Source organism: Acinetobacter sp. CE-15 (assembly GCF_051059255.1).
In the GTDB taxonomy this organism is placed as follows: Bacteria; Pseudomonadota; Gammaproteobacteria; order Pseudomonadales; family Moraxellaceae; genus Acinetobacter; species Acinetobacter guillouiae.
Window position 1 is genome coordinate 1894840 of sequence record NZ_CP192737.1, and the last position, 19413, is coordinate 1914252.

Sequence of the window (19413 nt, forward strand, 5' to 3'; positions counted from 1 at the left end):
CAAAAGCAGATGTTCAAAAACTGCAATACAATTGAGGTATTTGGAAATTGTGTGTGATTTCTAATCATGGTTATCTATACGCATAGGAACACATGTTGAATGATTCAACATTTTTAGAAAAGCTAGAAAGCAAAATATGGAACCGCACATCGAGATGATTTGTGCTGAAAATACAAGGATATTGCCATGAAAACATTGGAACAAGCCTATCAAGAATTCGATTATGAAAAACTAATCAATGAACAACTGGTTGGCAACCCACAGTCAATCAATGCCTATATCGAGTGCTGCGAGCGTTTTGTCGGTTTAAATAAAGTGGCTTTGATCTGGGAAGGCAAAAACGGTGAGTCTTCACAATGGACCTTTGAACAACTGGCACAAGCATCAGGAAAATTAGCCAATTATTTACACTCGCTAGGCTTAAAAACTGGTGATTGTATTGCTGGCTTATTACCACGTACTCCAGAACTATTGATCACCATATTGGCAACTTGGCGTATCGGAGCAATTTATCAGCCCTTATTTACCGCCTTTGAATCAAAAGCGATTGAGCATCGCGTAGCAACAGCCAATACCCAACTGATCATCACTAACACTGAACAACGTCCAAAATTAAACGGGATTGAACTTCCACATATTCTGACCGTTCATCCACAAGATTTTGCTACAACAAAGGATGCAGATTTTTGGCAAGAACTAGCAGGTCAATCAGCTGAATGTACACCCGTCATGTTGAGTTTTACTGATGATTTTTTAATGATGTTTACCTCGGGAACAACAGGTTTGGCAAAATCGGTTCCAGTGCCATTAAAAGCAATTTTGGCCTTTAAAGAATATATGCGTCACGCCGTTGATTTACGTGAAGATGATTCTTTTTGGAACCTTGCGGATCCAGGTTGGGCATATGGTCTATATTATGGTATTGCTGGCCCATTGGGATTAGGTCACAGTATTATCATGGATGAACGTGCATTTAGTGTCGACCATGCTTTAGAAATTATTCAAAAATACCAAGTCAGTAATCTTACTGGTTCACCTACAGCATTTCGTATGTTCTTTGGTTTTAAAGAAAAATTTAATGCTTCAATCAAAGCGCATTTACGAGCAGTTAGCAGTGCGGGTGAACCTTTAACACCTGAAGTAATTCACTGGTTTAATCATGACTTAAATGTCAATATTTATGACCAATATGGGCAGACAGAATTAGGTATGGTGATTGGTAACCATCATGCTTTAGCACATGCAATAAAAGTCGGCTCAGCAGGTTTTGCTAATCCTGGTCATCGTTTTGCAGTGTTAAATCAAGACAATCAAGAAGTTGAACGAGGTGAGATTGGAACGCTAGCAATTGACTTCTCTCAATCGCCACTCACATGGTTTAAAGGTTATGGTGGAAATAATCGTAAATCCTTCGTTGGTCATTATTACTTAACTGGGGATACGGTTCGTTTGAATGAATTAGGTGGGGTTGATTTTATTGGTCGTGCAGACGATGTCATTACAACTTCAGGTTATCGTGTTGGGCCATTTGATGTAGAAAGTACACTTTTGGAATGTGTTGAAGTTTTAGAATCTGCCGTGATTGGTAAACCTGATCCAGAAAGAACAGAGATCGTAAAAGCTTTTGTTGTGCTCAAGCCTCAGTTCACGGGTTGTCACCAATTGAATACTAAATTACAAGAATATGTACGTTCTCGATTATCTAAGCATTCTTACCCACGTGAAATTGAGTTTGTTGAAAGCTTACCCAAAACATCTAGTGGCAAAATTCAACGTAATTTATTGAAGCAACAAGAAGTGGCTAAATTACAGCAAATGCAATTGCAGGCTTAATATTTTAATATCTTTTAAAGTTCCATGCTTTGCACCCGAAAGGGTGCTTTTTTATGATCAGCATAAGATCTCGTATTTCTAAGGTCTTTATAACAATTTTAGTCCACTTTACCTGTGATATTTTTTGTCTAAATAATAAATGGATCAAATAGAATGATTCAAATTCACGATATTGTCATTAATAAAAATTAATCTGCTTTAAATTTCAACAAACGTTAAAAATTATGCAAAATTTAAAACCACATACACTTTGTTTAAGCCTTGCACTATTGGGCTGTTCATTTCCAAGCTATGCACAATTGATGTTTAGCCAATACATTGATGGCACAGTAAATAGAAAAGGATTAGAAATTTATAATCCAGATGGCAGCACTGTAAATCTTGCAGATTATCAAATTGAACAATATACCAATGGGGCAACGAGTAAAACAGCGACTTATACCTTAGAGGGAAATTTAGCCAGTAAAGCAAAATTTATTATAGGTCGTACCGAATTACAGGCAGAACTTGGTACTAAAGTGAATCAGGTTGCTGGTTTGTCATTTAATGGCGATGATGCTTTGGTCCTTGTGTATAAAGGCACAGCTGTAGATCGTTTTGGACGGATTGGGGACAAACCAGCAAGTGGCGGCTGGGGAACAACAATCACCAGCTATCAAAATAGCCTAAGCAGAATAAAAAATAAAAATGATGTCAGCGCTGTAGATCCAAATAGTGCTTTTGATTTGGACAGTGAGTGGAGCAAATGGTCAGATCGTAATGCATTCAGTAGCTATTTAGGTACTGGTACAACGACACCGCCAATCACTGCAATCAGTTGTAGTACTGCTGATACTGCAATTGCAGATTTACAATCTGCGGCACAAAACCAACAATATGTGGTTCGAGGTGTCATTACTGCGGATTATCGCTATCAAAATGGTTTTTCAGGTTTCTATATTCAAACCCCTGACAGTAAAGCTAAAGCAAATTTAAGCAATGCGATCTTTGTCTATCTCCCTGCTGCAAGCACAATCACTGGCGGTAAAGTGGGTGAAGAAGTTATTCTGAAAGGGCGTTTAACCAATTATGAAAATCAATTGCAAATTGATCAACTGAGCAGCAATATTCAAACCTGTAATAATCAAGCCGCAAGTTTGGTGAGTTCTACTCCGATTCAACTGCCATTTTCAAGTTTAACCGATGCTACAGGCAATGCACCTAAGCGCTATCAAGGTATGTTGGTAAAAATTCCTCAAACCTTAACGGTTAGCGAGAATTATGATTATGGTCGATATGGTCAATTGTCTTTAAGTTTGGGACGCTTATATATCCCAACCAATTTATATCCTGCGAAATCCAATGAAGCGGTTGCTTTAGCAAAACAAAATCTATTGTCTAAGATTATCTTGGATGATGGTTATAACAATCAAAACAGAACACCGTGGTTGCCACAAACATTTAATGCGGCAAACACTTTACGTACAGGCTATCAGCTTAAAAATGTTGAAGGGATTTTGGAATACCGTTTCAATGCTTGGCGTATTCAACCGATTCAAAACAAAGCTTTGCCTGAGGTTGTCAAAGACAGCAATCTGCGGAATTCAACCGTCTTGGCAAAAGAGACTAAACAGGTTCGTGTTGCCGCATTTAACGTCCTAAATTATGACAATTCGCCGCTGATTGGTGTTAAACCAGATCGTGGTGCAAACACCGAGACAGAATTTAATCGTCAACATGCCAAAATAGTCAGTGCGATTAAAACCATTGATGCAGATGTTTATGGCTTAATGGAAATTGCCAACAATGGTTATGGCGAAAAAAGTGCTGTGAATTACTTAACCAAAGCTTTGGGTGCAGATTGGAAATATGTCATCCCACCGAATATGGATAAGTTGGGTACTGATGTGATTGCAGTTGCGATTATTTATAATAGCAAACGTGTAAAACCTGTTGGTAATCCTGTGGTATATGATGATTTAACACAGAAAAACCGGGTCACAATGGCACAAAGCTTCCAAGCGGTAACGGGAGGAAAAACCTTTACTGTTGTACCAAATCACTTAAAGTCTAAAGGTAGTTGTCCTGACGATAAAACCTCACCAGAAGCTAACCAAGGTGATGGTCAAGGCTGTTGGAATCCGACTCGTGTCACTGCAGTACAAAAATTGATTCAGTGGATTGCAACCAACCCGACCAAAGCGGAAAAGCCAAATTATTTATTGGTCGGGGATATGAACAGTTATGCCAAAGAAGATCCAATCTTGGCATTTGAAAAAGCCAACTATAAAATATTGCTAAATGATGAAAAAGTAGGGCAAGGGAAATCTGCATATAGCTATGTCTTTGGTGTGGCCAGTGATGCAACCGGGAATGGCGGTGCGGGTAATTTAGATCATGCAATTGCAGATGCAAACTTATACCCAATGGTTAAACGTACTTTTGCATGGCATATCAATGCTGATGAACCAACAGCATTAGACTACAATGAAGAATATAAGACTGAAGAACAAATTGCTTCTTTCTATGCGCCAGATGCTTTCCGTTCTTCTGATCACGATCCGGTTATTGTTGATTTAGATTTAAATGAATCAAGTGGTACTACAGGTGGGCATAAGAGCAGTGGGGGCAGTACGGGACTGTGGTCTTTATTTGGACTGATGTTGCTTACAGCGAGCTCAGTATTAGCGCGTTCTAAAAAGAAATCCTAATACGCGATATCTTTTTTAAAGAGAAACTAGTGATCTAGTTTCTCTTTTTTATGCTTTTATAAAACTATAGAACATAAAAAATTGCACCAACTGATTTAAGACTGAATCTCTTCATAGATCAAGCGAATGATATTGGTCGAAATACTATTTCATTCATGTAAATCATTCGGTTTTATCTTTCAACGGTACTATGGCTCGGATCACGGTAAAACCCTGCTGAGAATGGATTTCAAAACTACCCCCAATTCTTTTTACTCGCACCTGCATACTCTGTAAACCCACATGCAAACCAGCTTGAACCTGATCTACTTCAAAGCCAATGCCATTGTCTTGAATGGTTAAAACGAGTTGTTGTCGTTCATCTTCAACCAACGAAACTTCGACATCAGTTGCATGGCTGTGTTTTACAATATTGGTTAAGGCTTCTTCTGCGACACGAGAAAAGGTTAAACAAATCAATGCAAGCGGTTTATGTTTCCATTTTTCTGCAAAAATCCAAGTCGATTCAATCTCCATTTCTTCGAAAATTTGTATAAAACGATGACGCAATGGCGCAACCCACATCACTGGGCTTTCTGGTATTTTTGCCCCAGCACTGCTTCCTGAGTCAATCACTTGGCGTAAGTCATTTCTTAACAGTTTAAACATAGAGATCACTTGCTGTTTTTCAATATGTTCACTGTGATCCAGTATAATCATCGAGCGAACAATTGAACCACCTAGTCCATCATGTAATTCATGAGACAGATTTAGACGCTCTTGCAACCGCATATTATCAATTTCGAGTTGGTACTTTTTATCTAAAGATTGTTCTAAGTCAAACGTGACTTTTTCAATAGTTTCTTCAAGGGTCTGATTAAATTTTTCAATACGTCCAACATTCTGTGAAATACGATAAGCCAAGATAAACGAAATTGCTAAGCTGGTAATTGGTGCGGCCAATGGCGTCCAATAGAGCGTCTGATCCAGATGATGGATCATGCTATAAAAATCATGAACAATAATAAGTAAATAAATGAGGAAAATAAACGCAAGCAGGAGAATGTCCATCTTTCTACGTTTAAAAGCAATCCACTGGAAAAACAAGCAGTTAAAAATAAATACCATGCCAGAATAGAAAAAGACAGAGGATAAGCTACGCTCTAGATAATTGATCGGTGTCAACAGCAATGCCGCAATCGCGATTGTAGAGGTCAATAAAAGTAAACGTTCTAAATACGGATAATGGCGATTGGCAAAACGCCAAGCAAATAAACAGAGGCAATAGGTGTATCCAACTAAAAATACCAGATTTAGACGTGCTGTTAAGATACTGTCGGTAAAAGGAAGAGGAATGGTCGAAATGATATTGTAGGCAAACAATACCCATAAAAATGAAGTTAAACTAAACCACCCAAAGGCTTTTTCTTGGCGTCGAAATAGCCAAATGGTAAAACCTGTAGTTCCCACCACAAAGGTAATAATAATATTGATAAAAAATAAAGTTCGTCGTTCAAAAACCAACTGATCCTGTTGATTGGCGATATCTTCGGCCTGACCAAATTTAATTTTTCCTAGGCCTGAATGTTGTGATGCAACCCCTACAACACGGACTAAAATTTCATTTTGTTGGTTTTGAATAGATGTAGCAGGAAGTACCCAATACCTTGGCATATTCCAACTTCTTGACAATGGCTCGACTAAGGATTTGTCTTTCCATAACAGTTCATTATTGCTATAGACAGCTCCTGCAATATTGATTCGTTCAATCAGCAAGGCGACAGGTTGATTTTCCTGATCACACTGATATTGCCATTTGATTTTATACCAAGCAGTGCCTGTGTAGTTTTTCCAGCGCGTTTCCCAGTCATCTGGCAAGGTGACTGTTTCCCATCCCTGTTGGGGAACCTGTTCAAGATTTGCAAGCGCTTGAGCAACTTGTATGCTTTGGATTTGAAAATGGCAGGCTGCATCTGCTGTATTGGACTGACCTGTTAAGGCTGCACCAGCAAAAGCAAAATGCTGGGTCAAACTTAGCATAAGACCGAACAACCCGATTAATTTTAGAATTAGTCGAGTAATCCTAAGTTGCGTGCTGTATCGATGGCTTTGGCTCTGTTGCATACCGCAAGTTTCCGATAAATATGTTTAATATGAGATTCAACGGTATAACGGGATAAATTGAGTTGATCTGCAATTTCCTTATTGCTTAAGCCTTGAGAAACCAGTTCTAAAATTCCCAATTCTCTTTTGGATAATACACTGTCCTGATCAGTGACTTTCTGACAGGGTGCAGTTTTATTTGAATTATTTTTTTCATTAAAGTGTAGTTGTTTTAAAATTTTTTGAGCAATAAATGGATCAATCGGCGCTCCACCACGCAAGACACTTTTGATCGAAAGAGAAACTTCTAAGTCATCTCTTTCTTTGAGCACATAGCCTGTTGCACCTGCACTTAGTGCATTGAGGATCGCATCTTCAGTGCTCCATGCAGAGATCACTAAAATCATGATGGTTGGATCATAGTTTTTTAAAATCTCAATAAACTCAATTCCATTTCCATCAGGCAAGCCTAAATCAACCAATGCAAAAGAGGCTGAATGTATACTGAGTTGTTCTTTGGCTTGAGCTAAACTTTGGGCAAAACGTAAATCTGCAATTGAGTATCCTAGATTAATTAATATGTCAGTCAGTCTTTTTTGTATAAGCGGCTCATCTTCTACGATGATGACTGGAACAGGTAAACTTAACTCATTGTTCATGATGTAAAAAACTCGCCCATGTCTATTGGACTTAGTTTTTCAGATATTGATGGCTTTATCTATACCTGATAATAGGTATTTTTAGTATTTAATAAGGGTCTGTTGATATTTCATAAATGGCTTGCGTTGTAGGTTAAAATTGAGCATGAGACGTATACGTCGTAAAGCATGAATGAGAATAGCGAGACTATTTTCAAGTTTCATAACGAAGGCTGAGATAATTTTAACCACAACCCTGAGCAAGAACAAAGCACTGCTTTGTTTGCAGCGCAAGGCGCAGCGGGGGACTAGAGTGTTTTTTGCCGCTACGTTGTTACCTTGCGAAACGATGTTTCTCATCATTTAGAATGACTAAATTTCGTATTTCGCGCCTAGTATCGCCTAAAAAACATTCGTAGTCGCAAACATAGACGAATTGTCAACAGCCCCAAAGTGATTAGGAATGAATATTCAGTTTATTACAATCGCGTTTTAACGCACTTACTGAGTATCAAATGATGCCTAAAGTCAATTTATTGAGACCAAGTTAACTTTTTGAGATAAGGTTATTGAGACAAGTTAAGTAAATATTCAAATTTTAGTAGATAAAAATCACAATTTAACAGCAAAATATCGGTTATATTCGCTGAATAATGGATTATTTTTATAATGGATGTAGCTTACGATGATTAAATTCCTTAGAAATTTGGCAGTGATACAATGCATTGCGATTACCATTTTGGCTATTGTTCTTTACCTGTATTAAACGCTGATCATCACTGCCTTAAGAAAAATAAAGCTGTTTATTTTACCGCACTAAATTGATCAACCAAGCTACGACTTGCTTCATTCATCCCTATAATTTCAACCTGAATGTTATTTTGCAGAAACTTGTTTTGTACCTGATTGAGCATACTGACAGAGGTAATATCCCAAATATGGGCATGGGTTAAATCGATAATGACATGATCAACAGATTCATTAAAATCAAAAAACTGAAAGAATTTTTCTGAACTGCTAAAGAAAATTTGCCCAAAAATTTCATATTTACGGGTCGTGCTGTTCAATAGATGAGACTGGACACGCACTGTATTTTCTAATTTATTGACCAAGAAAAGTGCAGATAAAAGTACACCAATCAACACGCCTAAAGCTAAGTTATGCGTCATCAGTACAATGACCACCACCGCAAGCATCACGCTATTGCTTTGTTTGGGATGTTTTGAAAAGTTTTTGACTGAGTCCCAGTTGAATGTAGTAAAAGCCACCATAATCATAATTGCCACCAGTGCAGCCATTGGAATATAAGACAGCCATTCTTTTAAAAAGACCACTAAGCACAGTAAAAAAACACCTGCAACCAAGGTCGATAAGCGAGTTCGTGCACCAGAAGACACATTGATAATCGATTGCCCAATCATGGCACAACCTGCCATACCCCCCATAAACCCACTGACCATATTGGCGATGCCTTGTCCACGGCATTCTTTATGACGATCGCCTTCCGTTTGGGTCACTTCATTAACAATCGTGGTTGTCATCATGGTTTCGAGTAAACCCACGGTGGCCAAGGTGATGGCATAAGGAAAAATAATTTTTAAGGTATCGAGGTTAAGTGGAATGTCTGGAATTAAAAACAGCGGCAAAGTGTCTGGAAATTTTCCTAAATCACTGACTGTACGCATATCTGCACCCAAAAATAAGGCAGCTAAACTCAGTACAATAATGCACACCAAAGGTGAGGGAATGAGTTGACCGATTTTGGGAATATAGGGGAAAAGATAAACCACCCCTAAGCCAAAGGCGACAAATAGATAAGCCGTCAAATCCATACGTTGTAATTCAGGAATCTGTGCCACAAAGATGAGAATAGCCAACGCATTAACAAAACCATAGACGACAGACTGTGAAACAAAGCGCATCAGTTTTGCAACTTTAAAATAGCCAGCAAGAATCTGAAGAATTCCAGTCAAAATTGTGGTGGCAAATAAATACTGTAAACCATGATCTTTGACGAGAGTAACCATCAGCAACGCCATTGCGCCCGTGGCTGCGGAAATCATTGCGGTACGTCCACCAAAGAAAGCAATGCTCACTGCAATACAAAATGATGCATACAGGCCGACTTGTGGATCTACGCCTGCAATTGCAGAAAAAGCGATTGATTCAGGAATAAGTGCCAAGCCTACGACCATTCCAGCAAGTACATCTGTACGAATATTGGAAAACCATTCCGCTTTTTTTAGACTAATCACTATAAACCTTTCATCATTCTTTAAAGATGCGTATGTTAAAACATCTCTTAGTGAAAAAGCAGTTAACTTTGACTTGAAAAAGTCTTCATTTTGTTGAATATTCAAGTTATAGCTGATTTTATAAATTTATGCTTTTTGCAATTTTATGTTTTACGACTTGAAATTGTGATCTGAGCCATTTACAACTTAAACAGTCATATAACAAGGATTAGATATGAAATTATATTATTCACCAGGTGCATGTTCTTTAGCTGCCCATATTTTACTCAACGAAATTAATGTTGATTTTGATCTAGAACGTGTTGATTTAAAAACGCATAAAACAGAAAAGGGCGCAGATTATTACGAAATCAATCCAAAAGGCTATGTACCCGCATTAGAAATCAATCCAGGTTTACTTTTGACTGAAAATGTTGCAGTACTGCCTTTTATTGCACAACACGATCCTAAACAGGATTTGATCCCACCATCAGGTTTGGGACGTGCTAAAGTTTTAGAATGGTTGGGTTATTTAAACTCAGAGTTGCATGATGAATATGCCGTCTTCTTTGACCCAGCGATCACTGAAGATGAAAAAGTACGTGGCTATGCAACCATAGATAAAATGTTGAAATATATAGATGACTATCTTGCAGAGTCTGAATACGATTATTTGGTCAATGACCGCTTTGGTCCTGCTGATGCGTACTTGTTTGTACTGACAAATTGGTCGAATTCAATTCATCATGATCTAACGCCATTTACCAATATTGTGGCATTACGCAATAAAGTCGCTGAACGTCAATCTGTACAGATTGCAATGCGTGATGAAGGTTTAATTCCTTAAGTATTCTTAAATCGATATACAAAGCACCTACGGGTGCTTTTTTATTGAATTGATTAACGTGAAATGGGCAGAAACAGGGAAAGGTGTTTATTATTGATTTTTAGTCAATAATGTTTTGCTTATTTTTGCGTTTTTTGCGATAAAAATAAGTTCTATAGTTGCGCCATAAATCAAGCGTATTGGCAAAATATAGGTAAACAATGAGTAATATCTTAATCGTAAATGGTGCGAAACAGTTTGCACATTCAAATGGTGAATTAAACGATACCCTAACTGCTTTGGGTGAAGACGTGCTTAGCGATTTGGGACACCGTGTAAAAGTGACACGTACTGATGCAAATTACGATGCTCAAGAAGAAGTAGAGAAATATCTCTGGGCGGATGTTGTGATCTATCAAATGCCAGGTTGGTGGATGGGTGCACCGTGGACCATGAAAAAATATATTGATGATGTTTTTACCACTGGTCATTGCAGTTTATATGCCAACGATGGTCGTAGCCGTTCTGATGCTACCAAGAAATATGGCTCAGGTGGTTTGATTCAGGGGAAAAAGTATATGTTGTCGTTAACTTGGAATGCACCCTTGCAAGCGTTTGATGATCCTGAGCAATTTTTCCATGGTGTTGGTGTAGATGGTGTGTATTTACCTTTTCATAAAGCCAATCAATTCTTAGGGATGCAAAGCTTAGAAACATTTATTGTCAATGATGTGATTAAAGCACCACAAATTGCGCAATATGAACAGGCATATCGCCAACATTTACAGCAGCTTTTTGCTTAAGCAAATTGGAATTTTGAGTATCTCATTTAAAAAATTTAAGGAGCCTAAAATGTTGACCATTGTCGCTGAAATCCGTGCATATCCAAATGGATTACACAAAGATAAAATTATCCAAGCATTTAAGAAAATTACCCCGACAGTATTACAAGAGCAAGGCTGTCATGGTTATCAGCTATTGGTTGATGCTGGTGTTGATGTGAGTTATCAAAGCAAGGATTCTGATTTGATCGTGATGCTTGAAAAATGGGAAAGTATTGAACATCTCAATGCCCACTTGCAAACTGAGCATATGCAAGCGTATCAACTTGAAGTAAAAGAGCATGTTGCTGATGTTAAAATCCGTATTTTAGAACATGGATTTTAAAGCTAATTTATTGTTATAAGCTTTTTTCTCGCTTTGGGAGAAGGCTAGGGTGAGGGATTCTTTTATGTTGAATTATTGTTTTTAAAAAATAATTTATAAAAGACATCCATCATTGAACATAACGCTCAAAGTTGATTTGCTCAAGTTTGGGCAAAGGTGCTTTCTTTAATTTTGACCAGGATATCTTTGGTGTATTTTTGCGATCAAGTTCTTGCGTACTGGTGACATTTTTGATTTTCCCTGTTAAAAAATTAGTACTTTCAGTTCGACTGTCACCTGATGGTATATCGAAATAATGTAAATCATAGCCGATCAGATCGAATGATGGGTTTTGATAGCGGAAAGTATAAATATTATTAAAGACCTCCCATGAATTACAACGAAACGAGTAATTTAATGTGATCTTAAGTTGTCCATTCTGGATGATTGGTGAATTGTCTACAATCAATGGATCGATAAGGCAAGGGTGTTCATTGTTGCTTTCTCTAGGGAGTGAAGAATTACTGGTGATAAGGCGATAAGTTTGAGCGTCTTTAAATAGAACTAATAATTTTCGCTCATTTTGGTTAAGTAGAAGATTTGCTGGCTTTTTATGATTGAATTTATTTTTAACAATATTTACGGGATCCGTATTTTCAATAATCAGCACCATATCGGCCTGTTGATCACCATTTAAGTCACCTTGAACTTTGCTAAGTATTTTCCAATCTTTAGGAATGAAAGCTTGAACATCAGCTTCAGTATTGGTTTCTGCCCACACTAAGCTTGAGCAGACTGTTAATGTAAAAAATAGAAGTAATAGATTGTTATTCTTCATGGTTTTCTTCCAATTCACTGAATTGTAAATTTATGCCTATTTTTAGGCATGTCCCCAAGCTATCACTTTTGATTACCTTGTCTTAGCTAATTTTTTATGGCAAATATCGAGTCCTCTTCGACACTTTTATTCTCAGAATAATATGGCATATTTATGAATTGTTGGTAGATACGAAACGTGTTTTATTCAAACTCGCCGTAGTCTTTAAAATTGATCTGCTCAAGTTTAAGTGAATAACTGTTCTTTAATTTGGACCAAGAAACTTGCTTAGCTTGATCCTGATTTTCAAACTCACCACCACCTGTAGTGTTTTTAATTTTACCTGTTAGAAAATTGATACTTTTCGCACTGGTTTCACCAGATGCACGATGGAAGTAATCTGTATCGTAACCAATCAGCTTAAAAGACTGGTTTTGATAACGGAAAGTAAAAGCATTGTTATAGACAGACCATGAACCACAACTGAGCCAATAATGTAAATTAATTTTAACTAATCCATTTTTGATGGTGAGTGGATCGCCTTCACCTAGAGGGTCAGCAAGACAAGGTGATTCTTTATCTCCCTCAGTAGGAAGCGAGGAATTACTTGCAACAAGACGATAGCCTTGAGGGGCTTTAAATAAAATTAATAACTTTCGATTGTTTAAATTCAGCTGAGGATTACCTAATCCCTCATTTGTCACAATATTTTTTGGATCCGTATTTTCAATAATTAAAGCAAGATCTGTAAGCTTATCACCATTTAAATCACCTTGTACTTTACTCAACACTTTCCAGTTTTTAGGGATAAATGATTGATAGTCAGCTTTGGGGTTGGTGTCTGCCCAAACCAAAGTTGAGCATGTTGTTAATGCACAAAATAAAATTAATTCAGTTTTGTTTTTCATTATTTTTCTCCAATAAATTGAACGCTAAAGTTATGAATCAATTCTTCACTATCCCAAGGAATATTCTCCAAAGTATAGCTTGTCGAAGTTCTCAGTGTTTTCCAAACAATTTTGGATGGCGTTTCAACTTGTGCAAAGATATTTGGCGTTGTGGTCACTTTGGCTTTGTTACTTAGAAAGTTAAGGCTGGTTTCTTTTAGTTTGCCACTAATTTTATCTAAATCATAAACATCAAATCCAATGAGATGGAATTGATTGTTCTTTAGTTTAAACCCATAGGTATATATCAAGCCATACGTATTGCTACAGGATGACATAGTATTGAATAACACATCTAAGCGTTGATTTTTTATCGTCAATGAGGAGTCATCTAGAGCATCTTCGATACAGAGTTCTTCTGAACGATAGGTCCAGTTAGGAATTTGTCGACTTAGCTTAAGTTGTAATTGTTGGCCTTTTTGAAAAAGCACTAAAAGCTTTCGATTGTGCTGATTTTCATTTTTAGGTTGGATGATGAGGGCAATATCCTTTTTACCATCTTGATTTAAATCACCTTCTGCTTGAGCAAGAATTTCCCAATTGTTTGGGACAAATTTTTGTAATGAGGTAGAAGGCTGATTTGCAAAGCTTAGCGATGAATAAGCGCTCAGGAGCAGGGCGGTATTTATTATTTTATTCATGATCTTTCTCAATGAATTTATCAAGATATTTTGAGCCTAAAAGGACTTCGGAAAATCCTTTTAGGCAATTCAAACGATTATTTAAAGAAATAACCTGTTTCTGGTGAACTCGCATTTGCCATTCGTTTACGTGGCATACGACCCGCCAAATAGGCTTCACGTCCAGCTTCAACCGCTTTTTTCATTGCTGACGCCATTAAAATTGGATGATGTGCAGCGGCAATCGCGGTATTCATCAATACGCCATCGCAACCTAATTCCATTGCAATTGCGGCATCGCTTGCAGTACCTACACCAGCATCAACCAAAACTGGCACTTTGGCATTTTCTTTAATAATTGAAATAGTATGCGGATTTAAAATGCCTAGGCCAGAACCAATTAAGCTACCTAAAGGCATGATCGCAACACAACCCATGCTTTCAAGTTCTTGAGCCACAATAGGGTCATCCGATGTATACACCATCACTTCAAAACCATCTTCAATCAATGTGCGAGCAGCATCAAGTGTTGCTGTTACATTGGGATAAAGGGTTTTCTCATCACCTAATACTTCCAATTTGACCAGGTTATGGCCATCTAAAAGTTCACGTGCAAGCATACAGGTACGTACTGCGCTATTGGCGTCAAAACAACCCGCTGTGTTCGGTAAGATGGTGTATTTTTCAGGTGGAAGGATTGACAGTAAGTTGGGATGATCTGGATTTTGCCCAATGTTTACTCGGCGAATCGCCACTGTCACAATTTCAGCGCCACTGGCTTGAATTGCTAAATCAGTTTCTTGCATGTCTTTGTATTTACCCGTACCCACGAGAAGACGAGATTGAAAAGTACGAGAACCGATAATAAGAGGGGAGTTTTCAGTAGGAAAATCTAGCATGGGAGAGCTCCAAATTAGCCGCCACCGACAGCGTGAATGATTTCAATACGGTCTTTTTCAGCAATAGGGGTAAGTTCAAGTTTACTTTTGGAAATGATCATTTCATTCATTTCTACGGCAAAGCGTTTACCTTCGAGTGAAAGTTCCTGAACCAGTTGTAAAAGATTTTGGCAAGCGGTTTCTTGAGGCTCACCATTTAAGAAAATTTGCATATACATTCCATTCGATTGCGCAAATTGTGATGTCTAAAATCAAAATAATTTTATTTAGCGTATTTCAATGCATTCCATGCAAGGACCAGCCAACCTGCAATCATCAGTGCTCCACCAATGGGTGTAATTGCACCTAAACCTCGTGGTAAACCCAGTGCCATGACATAAAGCGAACCGCAGAAAAATAAAATACCAATTTGGATGAGTAAGAAGCTGGCTTTGATTGGAAGTTGAGGGATGACTTTACTGAGAATAGCCAGTGCCAATAGGCCCAGTGCGTGGTAGAAAAAATAATCAGTAGCTGTTTGCCACCATGCCAACTGAGCTTCAGTTGCGTGAGCTTTTAAACCATGTGCGCCAAATGCACCTAAGATTACTGCAAGCGCTAAATTCAGTGCTGAAATTGCAATCCACATAAGCCAGTCATCTGCATAAATTTGCGCATAACATTAACACAATTTCGAAGCGGGATTAAAGGCAAAATCTATTAAGAATAAAGATTTGACAAAAATATCAGGCAAAATAAAAGGGCATGTCGCCCTTTTATTGAAAATATAAATATCGGTCTTGTATGCAGACTGTTTTGAAGATTTAGTTGGATGACATGGCAACTTTGATTTTGTCCATGGCATTTTTTTCTAACTGACGAATACGCTCAGCAGAGACATTGTACTCTGCAGCCAATTCATGCAAGGTCGATTTATCATCATCTAACCAACGGCGCTGTAAGATGTTGCGTGAGCGATCATCTAACTGTTCCATAGCATTATGCAAAGCTGAAGTACTTTGTTCTTCGTAATCTTCTTCTTCGACTAAACGAGCAGGATCATAGCGGTTATCTTCGAGATAAAGCGCTGGTGCAACATGAGTTGAACCTTCGTCATCGTCATCACCTTGAGCTTCAAAAGCAGCATCATAAGCGGTTAAACGACCTTCCATTTCCAAGACTTGTTCTGCTGTTACATTTAAGTCATTGGCAATTGATTGTGCTTCTTCAAGTGTAAGTTTTTTACTTGATTTTTTTAGGCTACGTAAATTAAAAAACAATTTACGTTGCGCTTTGGTGGTCGCAATTTTGACAATACGCCAATTGCGAATCACATATTCATGAATTTCAGCCTTAATCCAGTGCACAGCAAAAGACACCAAACGCACACCCATATTGGGGTCAAAGCGTTTAACTGCTTTCATTAAACCGAGATTACCTTCTTGAATTAAATCACCTTGTGGCAAACCATAGCCCGCATAACTGCGCGCAATATGTACCACAAAACGTAAGTGAGACATCACTAACATTTTCGCAGCATCTAAATCTTGATCGTAAAAATAGCGATCAGCTAACTCTTTTTCTTGTTCAGCTGTCAAGATTGGAATCTGATTTACGGTGCTGATATAAGCACCTAAGTTAACACCTGGTGCAGATAAGGACAGGGGCATCAACTGATTGCTGCTGTCACTCATGGGTTCTCCTTATAGGAATTTCGTTGTATAGCTAATGCATTCATCTTAATTCGAATATTGTACATAAGTAAGGAAATTTGGGTATCGAAATGTAAAAATATATGCAAATTTGCAAAAAATAATTTGAATTGAAAATAATTAAGATTCAATTAAGTAATGAAATTCATGCTCTGATCGTTTAGTCAATTGGCAGGAAATCTTGTTGATCTCGCAATAACGCGTAATATCAATTTCACTGTGTGGATCAGAGGACATTAAAAGAAATATTTGATGAGGCAATGCTCTTTTTAATTCACGCTTTAACATTAATAGAGGCATTGGACAGGGTTTACCCATACAATTTATTTCAATTGCTGTCTGACCTAAAGGTTCATTCATTTTTTGGCAAGGTAACAACAGGGTTATGGAACACATATTTTACCAAGTTTATTGAAACACCCCAACAAAAATTGGAATATTCTTCAACAAATAAAAAATAATCGTGAAGCTGTTTAAAAAACACGCTTGATATCGAAAATAATTATCAAAAAAAATTCTATTAATTGTCATAAACCCATGTTAAGCTCGTTGCGTATTTAGGATTTATCAGAAACAATTCTTGTTTTGAAACCCTATTACAAGATGGATGTAACCGGGATTTTGTTAATAGTTTTACAGAATGATTACAAGCTTTGAAATTAGAAAATATTTTAAAACTTTGTTTGCTCTGCTGTTTGCAACACCGGGTGGTCCCTTTTTCTTAATAACTGAGGATTAACTTATGACAGCTCGTGAACAAGGCGTAGTTAAATGGTTCAACGACACTAAAGGCTTCGGCTTTATCCAACGCGCAGGCGGTGATGACGTATTCGTTCATTTCCGTGCTATTCAAGGTGACGGTCATCGTTCACTTCGTGACGGTCAACGCGTTGAATTCAGTGTTGTGCAAGGTCAAAAAGGTTTTCAAGCTGAAGAAGTTCAGCCTTTAGACTAATCTTAAATTTTTAAAATTTAAGTGGCGCTCCAATTTCTTATAAATTGGGGCGTTTTTTGTTTATAATGGGCGCAATTAAAAGTGTCTACAGTTAGAGCTCGTATTTATGTCATCAGGTTTCGAAACCCTTAATTTACATCCGCAACTTAAACAAGCGATTGATGCTTTAGGGTTTAAAGAAATGACCCCAATTCAGCAAAAAGTATTGAAATATACTTTAGCAGGTCATGATGCAATTGGTCGTGCTCAAACCGGCACAGGTAAAACAGCGGCATTTTTAGTCAGTATTATTAATGATTTGCTCACAAACCCAATTAAAGAACAACGTTTCCGTGGTGAGCCACGTGCATTGATTCTTGCCCCAACACGTGAACTTGCAATTCAAATTGAAAATGATGCAAAAGATTTGGTCAAATATACCAATCTAAATGTCGTGACTTTGGTTGGCGGCGTTGATTTTGATAAGCAAAGAAAACAACTGGATCAAGGTTTTGTTGATATTTTAGTGGCAACCCCTGGTCGTTTAATTGATTTCACAGAACAAAAAGAAGTTTGGTTAGATCAAATTGAATTTTTGGTGATTGATGAAGCTGACCGTTTATTAGATATGGGCTTTATCCCATCAGTTAAACGGATTGTGCGTTTTTCGCCACGTAAAGAGCAACGTCAAACCTTAATGTTCTCGGCAACATTTAGCTATGATGTTCTCAATCTTGCCCAACAATGGTTATGTGAGCCAGTTACAGTCGAAATCGAACCAGAAAAGAAAACCAATGCTGATGTTGAGCAACGTGTATATGTGGTCGAAAAGAAAGATAAATATCGCTTATTGCGTGAAATTTTGGCAGATGAACCCATTGAAAAAGTGATGATCTTTGCCAATCGCCGTGATCAAGTACGTAAACTTTATGATCATTTAAAAGCAGATGGTTATAAGGTGGTGATGCTATCTGGTGAAATAGCGCAAGATAAACGTTTGAAAATGTTAGATCAATTTAAAAATGGTCAACATAATATTATGATCGCAACGGATGTTGCTGGCCGTGGTATTCATGTAGATGGCGTATCTCATGTGGTGAATTTCACTTTACCTGAACAGTCAGATGATTATGTACATCGTATTGGTCGTACAGGTCGTGCAGGTACACAGGGTGTAAGTATCAGCTTCTTGTCTGAAGATGATGCATTTAATTTACCAACTATTGAGAAAGCGATTGGGCAAAAATTGCCTTTAACGCGACTAGATGGTTATTGCTAAGTTTTTTGTTTTTTATCAAATTGTGTTTAAAAAACCCACTTATTTAAAGTGGGTTTTTTATTGGCTATTTTAGTTTAGGCGGCTAAACGGATTAACTTGCTTTACAGCTAAAGGTCAATGTTGTTTGATAGTCAGTATCTTTTTCAATACCGTAGTTTTTGCCCATTACTGAACCTAATACGCCTGCTGCTGCAGTGATCATTTTTCCAGTCTGTTCATCGACGACACCTTTTAAACTGCCATGGTATTCAGTTTTTTCATCCACTAAGACTGGTGCACCTTTTTTACCGCAAGCCTTGTTTGCTGCAGTAATGGCATTATTTTTTGCGGTAATTTGGTCTTTACCTAAGCCAGTGACTTCATACTGGTTATCTGCGTTTTGAATCGCTAAAGTTTGTGTTGGATTTGATGCACACGCAGTGAAGAGTAACGCTGAACTAGCAAGTAAAGTGATCGTTGTTAATTTATTCATATTGATTCTCAAATTCCTGTACTAAAAATTAAAAATAGATACTGCTTTTAAATTAGTTATAATTTGAGCATAGAATATGGGCTAAATATTGAGAAACATGTATAAATTTTGCAGTTTTTTTTAAGTTTATTGATGATTTGGCTTTATTTTCGAAGCCAAAGGGTATCGAAGGCATTTTTGCGAGCAATCATGTTCATTGATAACCTAACAATAAGTTGTATGTAATATTGACAGATGCCAAGTAAATTTTGTCGGAGATAGCTTAATGATTTTAGATTATGCTAATCTTGAAACAAGTGAAATTA

The 19413-nt window shown here is 37.5% G+C and carries 19 protein-coding genes; 7 read left to right on the top strand and 12 right to left on the bottom strand.

The features are described 5' to 3' along the window. The first annotated feature begins 186 nt into the window (after positions 1-186). A complete protein-coding gene (locus ACQ7EO_RS08715) occupies positions 187-1833 on the top strand; it encodes an AMP-binding protein (RefSeq protein ID WP_303577814.1) in 1647 nt (548 codons plus the stop codon). Between the two features lie 224 nt (positions 1834-2057). Next, the gene (locus ACQ7EO_RS08720) at positions 2058-4523 is read left to right on the top strand and encodes an ExeM/NucH family extracellular endonuclease (RefSeq protein ID WP_434279400.1); all 2466 of its coding nucleotides are present in this window, start codon (positions 2058-2060) and stop codon (positions 4521-4523) included. 162 nt (positions 4524-4685) lie between these two features. Here ACQ7EO_RS08720 and ACQ7EO_RS08725 read toward each other — a convergent pair whose 3' ends face one another. From ACQ7EO_RS08725 to ACQ7EO_RS08735, 3 genes are all read right to left on the bottom strand, one after another. Further along, complete coding sequence (locus tag ACQ7EO_RS08725) at positions 4686-6626, bottom strand: ATP-binding protein (RefSeq protein WP_434279401.1); 1941 nt, start codon at positions 6624-6626, stop codon at positions 4686-4688. Then, positions 6572-7264, bottom strand: a complete 693-nt coding sequence (locus ACQ7EO_RS08730) for a LuxR C-terminal-related transcriptional regulator (RefSeq protein ID WP_096735528.1) — start codon at positions 7262-7264, stop codon at positions 6572-6574. Before ACQ7EO_RS08730 ends, ACQ7EO_RS08725 begins: the two co-directional genes overlap by 55 nt. Positions 7265-8046: 782 nt before the next feature. Further along, positions 8047-9498, bottom strand: coding sequence for a SulP family inorganic anion transporter (locus tag ACQ7EO_RS08735; RefSeq protein WP_434279402.1), 1452 nt, complete (start codon positions 9496-9498; stop codon positions 8047-8049). 214 nt (positions 9499-9712) lie between these two features. Here ACQ7EO_RS08735 and ACQ7EO_RS08740 point away from each other — a divergent pair, with 214 nt between their 5' ends. From ACQ7EO_RS08740 to ACQ7EO_RS08750, 3 genes are all read left to right on the top strand, one after another. Beyond that, entirely contained in the window at positions 9713-10324 is a 612-nt protein-coding gene (locus tag ACQ7EO_RS08740; RefSeq protein WP_004719407.1) for a glutathione binding-like protein, read from the top strand. Between the two features lie 200 nt (positions 10325-10524). Next, positions 10525-11106 carry an NAD(P)H-dependent oxidoreductase gene (locus ACQ7EO_RS08745; protein ID WP_434279403.1) on the top strand — a complete coding sequence of 194 codons (582 nt, stop codon included), beginning with the start codon at positions 10525-10527 and terminating at the stop codon, positions 11104-11106. 49 nt (positions 11107-11155) lie between these two features. Further along, the gene (locus ACQ7EO_RS08750; protein ID WP_096734404.1) at positions 11156-11470 is read left to right on the top strand and encodes a putative quinol monooxygenase; all 315 of its coding nucleotides are present in this window, start codon (positions 11156-11158) and stop codon (positions 11468-11470) included. A gap of 109 nt (positions 11471-11579) precedes the next feature. Here the strand turns inward: ACQ7EO_RS08750 and ACQ7EO_RS08755 are convergent, their stop codons facing one another. From ACQ7EO_RS08755 to ACQ7EO_RS08790, 8 genes are all read right to left on the bottom strand, one after another. Next, on the bottom strand, positions 11580-12287 hold the full coding sequence (locus ACQ7EO_RS08755) for a hypothetical protein (protein WP_434279404.1): 708 nt from the start codon (positions 12285-12287) through the stop codon (positions 11580-11582). Positions 12288-12469: 182 nt separating this feature from the next. After that, the gene (locus ACQ7EO_RS08760; protein WP_434279405.1) at positions 12470-13174 is read right to left on the bottom strand and encodes a hypothetical protein; all 705 of its coding nucleotides are present in this window, start codon (positions 13172-13174) and stop codon (positions 12470-12472) included. After that, the gene (locus ACQ7EO_RS08765) at positions 13174-13854 is read right to left on the bottom strand and encodes a hypothetical protein (RefSeq protein ID WP_239045413.1); all 681 of its coding nucleotides are present in this window, start codon (positions 13852-13854) and stop codon (positions 13174-13176) included. The genes ACQ7EO_RS08760 and ACQ7EO_RS08765 overlap by 1 nt, the downstream gene beginning before the upstream one ends. A 77-nt stretch (positions 13855-13931) precedes the next feature. Beyond that, a complete protein-coding gene (locus ACQ7EO_RS08770; protein ID WP_434279406.1) occupies positions 13932-14732 on the bottom strand; it encodes a thiazole synthase in 801 nt (266 codons plus the stop codon). Between the two features lie 14 nt (positions 14733-14746). Continuing rightward, positions 14747-14944 (bottom strand): sulfur carrier protein ThiS, encoded by a 198-nt coding sequence (gene thiS / locus ACQ7EO_RS08775; protein ID WP_004719420.1) that lies wholly within the window; start codon positions 14942-14944, stop codon positions 14747-14749. Between the two features lie 50 nt (positions 14945-14994). Further along, positions 14995-15360: a DUF423 domain-containing protein gene (locus ACQ7EO_RS08780; RefSeq protein WP_004719421.1), complete on the bottom strand. Its 366-nt coding sequence runs from the start codon at positions 15358-15360 to the stop codon at positions 14995-14997. A 175-nt stretch (positions 15361-15535) separates the two neighbouring features. Next, positions 15536-16405 (bottom strand): RNA polymerase sigma factor RpoH, encoded by an 870-nt coding sequence (gene rpoH / locus ACQ7EO_RS08785; RefSeq protein WP_004719424.1) that lies wholly within the window; start codon positions 16403-16405, stop codon positions 15536-15538. Positions 16406-16543: 138 nt separating this feature from the next. Further along, positions 16544-16783 carry a sulfurtransferase TusA family protein gene (locus ACQ7EO_RS08790; protein WP_004822372.1) on the bottom strand — a complete coding sequence of 80 codons (240 nt, stop codon included), beginning with the start codon at positions 16781-16783 and terminating at the stop codon, positions 16544-16546. Between the two features lie 382 nt (positions 16784-17165). Between ACQ7EO_RS08790 and ACQ7EO_RS08795 the strand changes: the two genes are divergently transcribed. Both ACQ7EO_RS08795 and rhlB read left to right on the top strand, forming a co-directional pair. After that, complete coding sequence (locus ACQ7EO_RS08795) at positions 17166-17378, top strand: cold-shock protein (protein WP_004822370.1); 213 nt, start codon at positions 17166-17168, stop codon at positions 17376-17378. A 106-nt stretch (positions 17379-17484) separates the two neighbouring features. Then, the gene (gene rhlB / locus ACQ7EO_RS08800; protein WP_004719428.1) at positions 17485-18636 is read left to right on the top strand and encodes an ATP-dependent RNA helicase RhlB; all 1152 of its coding nucleotides are present in this window, start codon (positions 17485-17487) and stop codon (positions 18634-18636) included. A gap of 91 nt (positions 18637-18727) precedes the next feature. Here the strand turns inward: rhlB and ACQ7EO_RS08805 are convergent, their stop codons facing one another. Next, positions 18728-19108: a hypothetical protein gene (locus ACQ7EO_RS08805; RefSeq protein WP_434279407.1), complete on the bottom strand. Its 381-nt coding sequence runs from the start codon at positions 19106-19108 to the stop codon at positions 18728-18730. Positions 19109-19413 lie beyond the last annotated feature (305 nt).